Origin of the sequence: Streptomyces sp. NRRL S-340 (assembly GCF_000720185.1) — a bacterium.
Taxonomy (GTDB): Bacteria; Actinomycetota; Actinomycetes; order Streptomycetales; family Streptomycetaceae; genus Streptomyces.
This window is the reverse complement of sequence record NZ_JOIY01000083.1, coordinates 1-12,400: the sequence shown is the minus strand read 5'-3', so window position 1 is coordinate 12,400 and position 12,400 is coordinate 1. Positions and strand designations below refer to the sequence as shown.

5 protein-coding genes and 1 pseudogene are annotated in these 12,400 nt (G+C 74.6%); 2 read left to right on the top strand and 4 right to left on the bottom strand.

All coding sequences use genetic code 11. The features are described 5' to 3' along the window. Positions 1-247 (top strand): annotated as a pseudogene (locus tag IG64_RS36885) (TetR family transcriptional regulator); the annotation flags it as partial. A gap of 210 nt (positions 248-457) precedes the next feature. Here the strand turns inward: IG64_RS36885 and def are convergent. Next, positions 458-1,111 (bottom strand): peptide deformylase, encoded by a 654-nt coding sequence (gene def, locus IG64_RS36880; protein WP_037864819.1) that lies wholly within the window; start codon positions 1,109-1,111, stop codon positions 458-460. 345 nt (positions 1,112-1,456) lie between these two features. Between def and IG64_RS37820 the strand changes: the two genes are divergently transcribed. Continuing rightward, positions 1,457-9,001, top strand: coding sequence for a hypothetical protein (locus tag IG64_RS37820; RefSeq protein ID WP_051813821.1), 7,545 nt, complete (start codon positions 1,457-1,459; stop codon positions 8,999-9,001). 220 nt (positions 9,002-9,221) lie between these two features. On the opposite strand, the gene IG64_RS36870 is transcribed toward IG64_RS37820, so the two are convergent. The 3 genes from IG64_RS36870 to IG64_RS36860 form a co-directional block, all read right to left on the bottom strand. Next, positions 9,222-10,139: a TIGR03619 family F420-dependent LLM class oxidoreductase gene (locus tag IG64_RS36870; RefSeq protein ID WP_037864817.1), complete on the bottom strand. Its 918-nt coding sequence runs from the start codon at positions 10,137-10,139 to the stop codon at positions 9,222-9,224. 211 nt (positions 10,140-10,350) lie between these two features. Beyond that, positions 10,351-11,286 carry a pyridoxamine 5'-phosphate oxidase family protein gene (locus tag IG64_RS36865; RefSeq protein WP_037864814.1) on the bottom strand — a complete coding sequence of 312 codons (936 nt, stop codon included), beginning with the start codon at positions 11,284-11,286 and terminating at the stop codon, positions 10,351-10,353. Between the two features lie 185 nt (positions 11,287-11,471). Next, a complete protein-coding gene (locus tag IG64_RS36860) occupies positions 11,472-12,101 on the bottom strand; it encodes an HAD-IA family hydrolase (protein WP_037864812.1) in 630 nt (209 codons plus the stop codon). Between the last annotated feature and the right edge of the window lie 299 nt (positions 12,102-12,400).

Sequence of the window (12,400 nt, the reverse complement as noted above, 5' to 3'; positions counted from 1 at the left end):
CGACGCCGTACGCGAACGCCGCGACCGCTCCGTCCAGGAGGTCGACACCTTCCTGCACCGCGCCACCGACGAAGGCCTCCTCCGCCCCGACCAGCCCGAGGGATGGGCCGGCGCCCTCCTCCCGCAGCTGATGCACCTCGTGGCCCGGCAGATGCCCCAGCTCAGCGCGGCCCGGGCCGCCGACATCGTCGTGGACACGTTCCTCCACGGGATGGGAGCCGGCCGGCCCGGGCAGACGGCTCCGTGACCGCCACCGGCCCCTGACCGCGCGGGCGGGATCGCGACCGCGCGGTCAGGGGCCGGGGCTCGACCTTGCGGGGCCGAGCTTGCGGGGCTGGACAGGGCTTGCGGGGCTGAAGAGAGCTTGCGGGCCGGACCGGTGGGCCGGAAACCGGACCGGGTGACCGGGCCGGGGCCGGCCCGGGCTGCCCCTGCGTCCGCCCCGCCGCGGCGCCGGTCAGCCGTGGGCGACCACGGGGTAGCGCGGCTCGCCCTCCGCCATCTGCCGCAGCGCGTCCTTGCGCTCCCGTGCGGAGAGCCGGTCGATGTAGAGACGGCCGTAGAGATGGTCGGTCTCGTGCTGGAGGCAGCGGGCGAAGAAGTCCCTGCCGCGCACCCGGATCGGGTTGCCGTGCACGTCCTGCCCGGTGACCTCCGCGTAGTCGGGGCGGGCGAGCTGCGCGTAGGCCGTCGGCACGGAAAGGCAGCCCTCCTTCCCCTCGGCCAGCCGGCGTGCGGCCGCGGGCTGCTCGACCAGCCGGGGATTGCACACCACCCCCACGTGCCGGGGGCCGTCCTTCGCCTCCGGGCAGTCGTAGACGAAGACCTTCAGGCCGACGCCGATCTGGTTCGCGGCCAGCCCCACACCCGCCGCGGTGCGCTGGCTGGCGAACATGTCCGCGACCAGTTGCTCCAGTTCCTCACCGAACTCGGTGACGTCCTCGCACTCCTTGTGCAGCACCGGGTTGCCGACGACCGTGACCGGCCGCGAGGTACCCCGCGCACGCCACGCCGCCTCCCGGGCCTCGCAGTCCTCCGTGTCGACGACATAGCCCTCGTCGTCGACCGGGAGCACGCCCGCCTGCTGTCGAACGGTGTCCTGCTGTGCCATGACCGACCTACGCCTCCTGCACACATGGGGGGTGATTCGCCACCACACACTAGTCGCGAGACGCCATCCGCACACACCAGCACCGGTGAGGCCCGGGAAGACGTCCGAAACACGTGTGTGCGTGCGCCGCCCTGGCCGAGCTGCTGCGCGCCTACGGCCCGAGCAGCCGTACGCCGCGACCGTTCACACGCCCAGGCGATCGAAACACCTGCTCGGGCGAACATTCGCCGTACTCCGTTCGACACATGGTTCCCGGATCTCCTCCCGCCGGGTGTCCGGGCGTCACCGGCTGCTCATCCGTCCCGCGCAGACTCGTCCGCCGGGACGGAAGGCAGGAGACCTCCGGTGGCTGAGGAGCCCTGGTACAACCCGGTCGTGATCGCCCTGACGGGCATGTCCGTGCCGCTGGGTTCGTCGGAGCGCATGTACCGGGAGGCGGAGCTTCCGCACCGGGAACTGGTGCGGTTCCTGGACGGTCTCCAGCAGGCCGTCGCCGAGGTGACGGCCGGGACCGCCGCCGGCGCGCGCGGAGACCTGCCCGAGCAGTACGTCCGGGCGATGTCGACGTTCGCCTCCGGTGACGGCGCGGACCACGTGCGCGCACTGAAGGAGACCGCCGCCCAACTCGCGGACGCGGCCCACGAGTTCGGCTACCAGCTGGACTACACCCTCATCACCATCGCCGGGCAGGTGGTCCTCTTCCTGCTGGAGTGGGCGTTCACCCTGCTGCTGATGCTGATCGACCCGGTCGAGGCGCTGGCGGAACAGGCTGCCCTGCGGGCGGCCTTCCGGGTGCTGCTGCTCAAGGAACTGCGGCGGCTGGCGCTGGAGGCCGCGGTCATGGTGGGCGTCAACGTCGCTCTGTCCACCGCGCTGGACGGGCTGGCCCGGTGGATCCTCGCCGCGCAGGGCAAGCACACCTCGCAGGGCGCGGCCTACCACCGGCAGTCGGTGGTGTTCGGGGCGATCCAGGGTGCGATCGGCACCGCGCTGCCGTTCGCGACGGCGGGCATGACCAAGGTGCTGGCGAAAGTCTCCCTCCCCGGTCTCGTGAAGGACCTGGAGAAGACGCTGATGGCCGGCCTGCAGCGTCCCGCGTCCTCGGCCCCGGTCCGTACGGCGGGCGAGGACGCCGCACACGCGGCCGGCGCGGCTCCGCTGAACGCCGTACGGGGAGCGGGACCCGTGGTCCCGGGCTCCTCCGCGGCCGGCGCCGTGCTCGCTCCCCCTCTCGCCCCGCTCGACGGCTGGTTCGCCGGGAAGCTGGCCGCCGTGGTGGCACCGGTGGCCGTCTCCCTCCGGTCCGGCCCGGTCGACAGCACCGCCCGGGGCCTCTTCCGGCTCCGGGTGGAGACGCTCTTCGGGAAGGCCTTCGCCGAGCACATCGGCCCGGCGGCGGCCCGGGGCGTGGGGCGGGACTGGGCGGAGGCGTTCCTCGCGCGCGCCGGGTCGTCCTCGCGGGACGGTCGTTCCGCCCTGGCTGCGGCGCTGGGCGAAGCGGTGCGGCCGCTGCCCGAACGGTTCGCCCCGCTGCGGACGCAGCTGTCGGAGGGCGTGGCGCGGGCGCTGCCCGGCGGTGCGGCCATGAAGGGCCTGATGCTGCTGTTCGAGACGCCGCTCAACGCGGCGCACCAGAACCTCTCCGAGGGTGTGTTCAACGTCTGGCTGACCGGGACGTTCAGCACTTCCGGGCTCACCACCGGGGCGGGTGCGGCCGGTTTTCTCGTCAGCGCCGCGGGGCACCACGTCGCCGCTCCGGTCGCCCACTGGATGAAGAGCGGGGCGCACGCCCTGGGGAAACTGACCTCGCCCGCCCGGCCCCCGCTCGTACCGGACCAGGTCAACGGGCCGGACCCGGCCACGAGTGGAGCCACGCCCGCGGCGTCCGGTGGCGGGAGGAGCGGCCCGGCCGCGCCCGCGCCGGAGCCCGGCCGCCTGCCCCCGGGGCGGCTGCCCACCCTGTCCGGACCCTTTCCCGGCACCGGCACCGGCACCGGCACCGGCACCAGGACAGCAGTCGGAACCCCGACGGCCACCGAAGCCCCAGCCGCAGCCGAGTCCGGTACCGGAGCCAGAACCGCGTCCTCGCCCGTGGCCGGGCCGTCCCGCCCGGGACCCTCCTCATCTCAGATCACGGGCAGGGGCACTGGAACGGATACGGGCAGGGGTACAGGTACGGCTACGACCCTCCGGGCGCCGTCGCCGGAAGAGGCACCCACGCGGCTGCGCGCGCAGGTCGAGGCCGCCCTGCGCGGCACGGAGCCGGCCGGAACGACCGCCCGGACCACCACCGCCGTCCACCGCCTGCCCACCATCCACGAGACGGCCGAAGCCGATTCCCCCACCCCCGCCACCGAACCGGGCACCCCGACGAACCCGCACCCGCACCCGCCCACGGGCCCGCACACCCTCACCCACGCGAACCCGACGGACACGGCCGCGGACACGGTCACCCCCACGGCCGCGGACACGGCCGCGGACACGGTCACCCTCACGGCCGCGGACACGGCCGCGGACTCCGGGACGGGCACGGAGACGCATACCGCCCCCGGCACACTCCCCGGGCCCGCGCGCCCCGCAGAGCGCGCCGAACCCGGGCCGCACTTCCGGCCCCCGCTTCCCGGACAGCCCGAGCGGCACCCGGCGGCGGCCGGTGTCCGGCACACTCCGCTCGGACTGCCCCCCTACCTGCGGGAGTTGCGCGCGCCCGGACTCTCCACGGCGTACGGCCTGACCGGACACGAGTTCGTGGCCGCCGCCCTGAGCGAGACGATCGGCCGCTCGGACGGAGCGGTCGCCGAGATCGCCGCCGATCTGGCGGGGCGCCCGGAGACCTTCTACGGCGAAGGGCGTTCCTTCACCGTCGAGGGGCCCGAGGGCGGCGGCTGGTACCAGGTCACCGTGTCGATCTCGCGGGGCCTCGGCGACCTGCCCGAGTCCTTCGTCTCCCCCGGGAAGGCGAAGGCTGAGGCCGTGGCGGCGCGGCAGGACCAGGAGATCGCGGCCTTCCTGGCCAGGCGGGAGGCGGCGACGACGGGCAAGGGAAAGGGACGGGAGCTGCCGGACGAGCCGGCCGGCGCCCCGGCCCCGGCGCCCGGTGACGCCCGTGAGCAGGACCAGACGGCGCGCTGGGACAAGGGCGCGAACACGAAGATCGACGTCCAGCACAACACCTCCGCGGCGGTGAGTCACGGCGCGGGTGAGGCGTCGGGCGTGGGCGCCGGTCTCACGGCGTTCGGGCTGGCGCCGGTGGTGCCCGGCGTCTGGCTCGGCGCGGCCATGACGGCGAACGTGCAGCCGTTCCAGACCACGGCGGGCACCCGGACGCAGCGGACGGTCTCCGAACCGCGCGTACTGCGCAGCGACAAGGGCTCGGTCGAGGTGACACGCCAGGTGCGGTACACCGTGCGGATCGAACGCCAGGGCCGCCCGACCGGAGACGACGGGCAGGACGGGCAGGACGGGCGGAACGGAGCCGGCGGGCCGGACAGGGATGGCGGGCCGGACGCGCAGAACGCGTACGGCGGCCCGGACAAGCAGAACGGCTACGCCGGACCGGACGGACGGAACGGGCGTGTCGGCCGGGACGGGATGGACGGACACGGCGGACCGGACGGGCATCGCGCGCCGGACGGGCATCGCAGGTCGGACGGGCATCGCAGGCCGGACGGGCAGGTCCGGACGTTCGACGGCGAGGGCACCCTCGTGATGCGTGTGCCGACCGAGCACCTCGTGCCCGTCACGCACGAGGTACCGGCCCGGCTGCGTCCGCTCACCGGGCGGGCGGCGAACCTGCTGCGGCTCGCCGACTCCCTCGCGCCGTTCGCGCTGGACGACCCGGCCGCCTCGCGTCCCGGCGGCCGGGAACTGTTCGACACCGTACGGTCCGTGCTCCATCCCGCGCTGACCTCGCCGGGTGCACCGGGACGGGCCCGGCTGCACGAGGCCACGTCGGCGGCCTCGCTCCTGGAGGACCTGCCCCGGCTGCTGAACGGCTGGGTGGTGGGCGAGGACCTGGTCGCGAAGGACGGGAGCGTCACGGGCACCTACCGGATGCGCGCCGAGGTGACCGGCCTGGCGCCCGCCTGGGCGGTCGGCAGGACCCAACTGCGCACGCACCAGCAGTCCCAGTACGCCCTCACCGGGACGGCGGGCAAGGGCTGGTCCGCGGCGTTCGGGGCGGGCCCGGCGGCGGGTTTCGGCGTACTCGGCGGTACGGCGGCCGTGCGGGCCACGGTGATGCCGACCGTCGCGGCGCGGACCTCCCGCTACACGGTGACCGAACGGACGGTGACGGGCCGTACGGGCGCCGAGGTGCGCGGCGACAAGGCGCTGTACCTGGCCAAGGTCCGGTTCCGCGTCGAGGGGACCGGCCCGCTGTCTCCCGCGGCGAAGGCCCGCGGGGGCGCCCGGGACGCCGAGCACACCATGGATCTGTGGCTCGGGCTGCGGGCCGACGAGGCGCGCTCGCTGGGTCTGGACCTTCCTGCCGGGATGGAGCCGGGCGCCGTGGTCACCCCGCCCGGCCCCGAGGACGTCCGGCGCCATCTGCCGTTCGGGCCGATGGGTGCCAACGTGACGCTGAGCGGGCTGGACACCCGGCACCTGGTGTCCGGCGTCGAGCGGCTGTTCGCGGACGATCCGCGACTGGCGGGCTGGCTCCCGGAGTTCGGCACGGCCGGTGCGCGGACGGCCGCGCGGGGCGGCTCGGTGAGTGCCGAGGAGGCGGAGGCGCAGCGGCGCAACTACCGGGAACTGGTCACCCTGCTCTCACCGGCCCATCTGCGGTCCCACAAGGACCAGTTGCTGTCCTCGGGGATCAACGTCCGGCTGCGTCAGAAGAGTCGTTGGCACAAGCACGACGTGCAGATCCGGGTGACGGGCACCCTCCGGGAGACCGGATACCTGGGCGACACCGAGGACTGGCTGGTGCGCAGTCACGCGGGGGTCGCCGGTTCGGCGCAGAGCGGGCGCTTCGGAGCGCGTGCGCTCGGCGCCCTGGCGCTCGGCCAGTTCCGGGCGCTGCCCGGCACGCTGTCGGCGACCCTGCGCGGCGAGCGCGTCCGGCACAGCGTCCGGCGCAGCCAGGGCGGCCCGGTCACCCGGTCCGACGTGCTCACCAACGGCGACGAGAGGACCGCCGTCTTCGGCGGGGCGCTGCGCCTCCACGTGGAGGTCACCATGACGACGCGGGAGCGGACCGCCGCGCGTGCCCTCACCTTCGGCTCTCCCGGGCGGGACACACCGGTCGCCGAGCACATCGCGTCCTCCGCGCACACCCCGCACCTGTTCCTGCCCGAGCAGCGGGTACGGCTGCTGACACCGCGCGCGCTGACCGTGGACCGGGCCGCGATGGACCGGCTCGCCGCCCCGCCCCCGGCTCCCGCTCCCGGGGCGGGAACCGGCAGCCGGGAGTTCACCGCGCGGGGCATCGGGGACCTGTCCGCCCTCGCGCCGGAACCGGCCGGGGGCGGCCGGGCCGTGCGGGACTGGACCCTGGTGGAGACCGTCGGCGACGGACGGCAGATCAGGGAACTCGCCTTCGACCTGCTGGCCCGGGCGGCCGGGGAGGACCGGCCGGGGCGTGCGGACCGCGCGCTGGAGGCCGAGGGCCTGGCGCCGCGGCTGGCGGTCGAGGAGAGTCTGAGCGCCCGCGCCCTCACGGCGGGGCTGCGCCAGGCGGTCTCCGCGGGCTGGGTGGTGCGCGATCTGCACCACCCGCGCCGGCTCGCGGAGCTGCGCGGCGCCCTCGGCACACGGGTGACCCTCGGCAACCCGGAAGTCGTCGCGGAGGGTACGGGAGCGGGGACCGAGACACTGCTGCTGGGCGGTCATCAGGCCTCCGGGCAGCAGGGGCACGGCGTGGGCACGACCGTGCAGGGCGGTGTGTCGGTCTCGTACAACCCGGCCGGGTGGCGGCTCGGCACGGGCCTGTCGGTGGCGCGCGGCCACAGCCGGGGCACCGGGACCGCCACCACGCTCGGCGGCACCGTGGAACGCAATGCCCACACCCCGCGCAGCCGTCCGCTGTACCTCGTCCGGTGCGACCTGACGGTCCGGATGGTGGCCGAGGTGCGGACGGGGGGCGACCGGACGCGCTTCGCCACCGGCGGGGGGACGCACGTCACCACGGGAGAGCGCACGCTGCCCGGCGCCGCCGCCGTGTGGCTGACCGCCGAGCAACTGAGCGCGGCGGGTCTGCGTCCGCCCGGGACGCGGCCCGGGACCGCCGGCCCCCTCGCCGCCGGACCCTCCACCCCGCGCGGGACGGACCCGGCACCGGCTCCTTCCGCCCCGCGGGCCGGCGCGGCGGGCGAGGCGCCCCCGGCGCAGGCCCCCGTCCCCGAGCTGGCGACCGGGCTGCCGCTCGGCTTCGGGATGGTCGAGGACCTGCCCGACTTCGTGCCCCTGCTGGACCGGCTGCGCGCGGACCTCGGCCGCCGGGACCAGGACCTGGCCGACGTCCTGCTGCCCCGGCGGCAGTTGGCGGATCCGCACGACAACGTCCAGCGGCTGCTGCGCGTCCTGGACCGGGACGGAGCCGCGGGGCTGCTCTCCTCCGCGATGGACGGGGGGACGGCCGTCGAACTGTTCCGGGGCCGGGGCACCCCGTACTGGGCGGTGTTCCGGGTCCGGCGGACCGGGCCGGGCGTCTACGAGGCGGACGCCGCCGACGGACGCGACATGGAGTACATCACCTCCGCCACCGCGCAACGGACGGACACCCGCGACACGGTCGACGCCACCACCATCGAGGCGGTGCTGGCGGGGGCCGGCAAGCCGGACGGCGCGGAACCGATGCGCAGCACCGCCGCGGCGGCGGGCTTCGGCGCGGGCTCCGCGGACACGGTACGGTCCGCGAACGTCACGCGTGGACAGCTCGGGGTGAAGACGGTCGCCGAGGCCTCCAGCCGTTCGGTGAGGATGCGGGTGCCCGTCGAGGCGACCCTGGAGGTGCGCGGCCCCGACGGACCGGTCGGCTCGGTCACCCTCGGTCCGCAGTCCCTGGTGCACCGGATCCCGGCCAAGGACCTCCAGGCGCTGGCCCGGCTGCGGGTGGTCGCCCCGGAAGAGACCGGGCAGACTTTCCCCCGGCCGCAGGATGCCGACCCGGCCGCCCTTCAGGCCTGGCACCGCCGGGGCGTGACCCTGCCGATGGAGGCCCAGGTCAACGGTTTCCGCGGCGCGCCGGAGATACGCCGGGTGATCGCGGACACCGCGCGCGCCGCCCACGGCGGCGAGCACTACGGACGGACGGGCGAGGCCGCCGCGTACACGCAGCACGAGGCGGTGTCCACGGAATGGCTCACCTCCGCCCTCCCGCTGCTCACCACGGCCGGCGCGGACCTCCCGGTCGCCCCCGCCTTCGACGCGCGCGGACACGATCTGCACACCTCGCTGCACGCCCGGCTGCGGGACGGCCGGGTGCTGGGGGCCGGGGAGAAGATGACCTTCGAGACGGTCGCGCAGAGCACGCTCGACGCCCCGCGCCCCACCGGGAGGGACGGCCAGCACGGTGCGGAGCACACGAGGACGGCGCGTGCGGCGGGCGGCGCCGGCCTGCTGAACGCCACCGACTTCCGGCTGAACCGCCTGCTGGCCGGTGCCGGGCACTCCGGCGGCGGGGCGGACGCCGCGGCCGGCGGTTCCGGCTCGATGCCGTTGCACAAGCCCAAAGCGGAGTCGGCTCTGGTGCAGTTCACCCTGGACGTGCGCGTGGTGGCCCGGGTGAGCGGCGGTGTCCGTCCGGGTCACGGGGCGGTCGCGGTACGGGACTTCACCCTGCCCGTCCCGGTCGTCCTGCGGATACCGGCGCCCGTGGCCCGGGAGATGCTCCGCGATCCGGCCAACCGGAAACGGCTGCGCGACCCGGACGGCCTGCTGACCTGAGCCGCGCCCGCCGTCCTGGCCCACCCCCGCCGTCCCCGACCCGGATACCGTCCCCGACCGCGCCCATACTCCGTCCCCGGCCGCGGTGTACGCCGGCGCGGACCAGGCACACGGCGTCCTGGGCCACGCCCGCCGTCCTCAGCCGCCGGGCCCCGGTGGAAGCGCCCGGCGCGCCGCCTTCCGCGGCGACTCACGCCGCGCGCACGCCTTGCGCGGCCGGTCAGCCCGCGCGCACCCCTTCGATGAAGCGCCCGGCCAGATCGACGCGCTCGTCGATCGTCGCGGGCGACTGCCCGAAGTCGACGAAGAGTTCGTGCACACCCGCCTCCGCGGCCGCGCGCGCGTAGTCGACGTACTGGCCGAGGGTGCCCGCGCCCGGCATCTGCTCCGCGTCGGTCCTGGCCTCGGTCAGGGTGGGATTGACGCGCAGGGCCATACGGAGCGCCGCGGGATCGCGGTCCGCCTCCTCGGCCGCCTTCAGGACGGTGGCCCACATGCCCGTGATGTGGGGCAGCGGCAGCGCGACCGGCAGCCAGCCGTCCAGCCGCCGGCCGATCCGGCGCAGTCCCGCCGGAGTGAACGCGGCGAGCAGGACGGGCGGCCCGGGACGCTGGTGCGGCTTGAGTCCGACCACGGTGTCGGGGATCGTGAACAGCGGTCCCCGGTGCGCGAATTCGTCGCTGCTCCAGTACCCGTGCAGCACGTCCAGCGTCTCGTCCAGCCGCGCGCCCCTGCCTTCCCAGGGGACGCCCACGCCGGTGTACTCGTCCGGCATCCAGCCGAGGCCGAGGCCGACGTCCAGCCGGCCGCCGCTGACGACGTCGAGGGTCGTCAGCGACCTCGCCAGCAGCAGCGGCGGCTGCCACAGGCCGTTCAGCGTGCTGGTGCCGAGCCGGACCCGGCTGGTGTGGGCGGCGGCGAGCGTCAGGCTGACCAGCGGGTCGAGGTGGTTCTCGTAGACACGGGGCATCACCCCGTCCTTGCTCGGGTACGGCGCACCGGGCGAGCGGGGGGCGAGCACCCGGTCGCCGGTCCACAGGGAGTCGTACCCCATCTCCTCGGCGGTGCGGCTGACCTGGACGATGGCCTCCCCGTGGGCGTCCGGACCGAAGGTGGGGAGAGCGAGACCTAGGCGCATGTGTGCGTTTCCTCCGGAACAGGGTGCGTACGCCGCGACATGTGTGCCGGGCGGACGGAACGGCCCGGTGACGGGACCGCCCCGACACCTCGACTATACGTTTCTCCCATACGCGCGGGACGCACCGGCCGTTCGGCCCTCTCCCGCCGGTCGGCCCGGACACCGGCGAGTGAGACAGGACGACAGGAGGACGCGGCGGCCGGTGTCCGGATCAGTGGCCGTCCGCCCGGCGGGCGGCATCGGCCAGTCTCCTGAACTCCTCCCAGCGCACCTTCGGCCGGGGCAGCCCGCGGCGTTCCAGATAGCGGTCGGTGGCACGCTTGGTGCGGCGCAGCAGGCCCAGCGCGTCGCTCGCCCGGCCGGACCCCATCGGCTCCACGACCTTGTCGGGAACCAGCAGCAGCCCGTCGTCCGACTCCTTCATGTGCCCGCGGACCAGCGCGTTGTGCATGTGGTTCATCTGGTGGTCGTGCCGGTGCACGAGGAGCGAAGCGGGACCGGGGACCGCCGCGCAGTCAGCGGGAACACGCAGGGCGTAGCCCGTGTCCGTCGCCACGGGCCGGACGCGGGCCAGCACGGGCGCCCCGCTCTCGTCGCGGGCGGCCAGGACCGCGCTGGCGTACGCGGCGAGCTGTGCCGCGCCCGTCAGCCGGCTCGAGACGCCGTGCGCGCGTGTGCCGGGCGACGGCGGCGCGCCGAGCGGGGGCCGGACGGCGACCTGCTCGGGTGTCACGGTGATCAGCAGCCGCAGGTAGTACCAGTCCATCGTCCACCGCGCGGGAGCGGAGACGTAGGACCTGCTGTGCGGCTGCCTTTCGAACAGCATGCGCCAGTAGTCCTCGGCTCCTTCGGGCCCGGTCCTGATCTCCTCGGGGCACTCCGCGCGACCGCCGACGAAGATCTGCGGCGCCTCGGTTGATCCGCTGCCGGTGGGGTCGGAGAAGAGCAGGGCCACCCGTCCGTCCCGGCGTATGTTCAACGCCTTCTGCGCGAAGGCGAGGGACGTGGTCAGCAGCAGCGTCCCGTCCGTCTTCCGCCGGACCGCGGTGGGCCAGGCGGCAGGAGTGCCGTCCCGGCCGAGCGTGGCGAACTCGCAGGTGCGGTAGGCGTCCAGAACGTCAAGGGGGGCTTCGTCGAGGATGGTCACGGCTCTCATTCCTGGCAGGGACACGCCTGGGCGGCGGAGCAACGGCGTCGATCACACATGTAAGCATGTGACGGCGAGATCGTCGGCAGGCACCCACACCGTCACACCCGTCGGACACCTCACGAAGCACCCTCTGCCGAGCGTCGTACCCCCGTTTCCCGACGTCCCTCTTCGCTGCGCGCGACTCAGGCCGCCCCGCCCAGCGCAACCCCCAGCAGCTCCTCCAGCCGGGCCACCGTCTCCCGCGGCTCGCGCGCGTGGACGGTCGCGAAGCCCAGGTCCGCGGCGGGTGCGAGGTGCTCCTCGGTGTCGTCGACGAACACGCAGTCCCCGGCGGGCAGTTCCAGCATCTTGAGGACCAGGGCGAAGATCTCCGGTTCCGGCTTGCGCAGGCCGTGCCGCTCGGAGATCACCACGGCATCGTAGTTCCGGTCCAGGTCGTAGCCCTCGTAGAGGTTCCAGGGGCTCAGGCCGACCGAGTTGGAGAGGATCCCGACCTTCACGCCCGCCCGGCGCGCGGCCGCCGCCGCGGCGATCACCGAGGTCTCGGGGCGCAGGTCGGCGAAGACCCGGCCCAGCAGGTTCTCCCCCGGGATGCCGAGCGCCCGGCCGGCCTCCGCGTTCCACTCGTCCTGGGTGAGCGAGCCGCGCTCCAGCTCCTGTGTGCGCCGCACCGCCTCCGGATCCAGGTACAGCGCGTTGATCAAAGCCCCCCGGGACAGCCCCTCCCGTTCCTCGAAGGCGAGGACTGCGGGCAGGAGCGGCGTGGTCAGCACGCCGCCGAAGTCGAGGACGAGGCCCTTGCGATGAGTCATGCCGGAACTCTACGAGGTGGCGGCGGAGAAGGATTCCCGGACCGGCACACACACGGATGCATCACCTGCTTGACGGGTGACACATCCGCCTGCCATGATTACGTCACCGCCTGAACCGGTGACACGAAAGAAACGAGTGTCACCAGGGAAGGCGCCTGAGACACACACGTACACCCACGCACACCACTCGTGAAACACCCACAGGGAGAACCGTCATGGCCGTCACCTACACCGCCCGCGTCGACGTCACCGGCGAAGGCCGCAACGGCGGCACCGCCCGCTCCGCCGACGGCCTCCTG

Coding starts and splice junctions, on each gene's coding strand:
- IG64_RS36870 (WP_037864817.1), bottom strand. CDS start 10,139: ATGCGCCTAGGTCTCGCTCTCCCCACCTTCGGTCCGGACGCCCACGGG.
- IG64_RS36860 (WP_037864812.1), bottom strand. CDS start 12,101: ATGACTCATCGCAAGGGCCTCGTCCTCGACTTCGGCGGCGTGCTGACC.
- def (WP_037864819.1), bottom strand. CDS start 1,111: ATGGCACAGCAGGACACCGTTCGACAGCAGGCGGGCGTGCTCCCGGTC.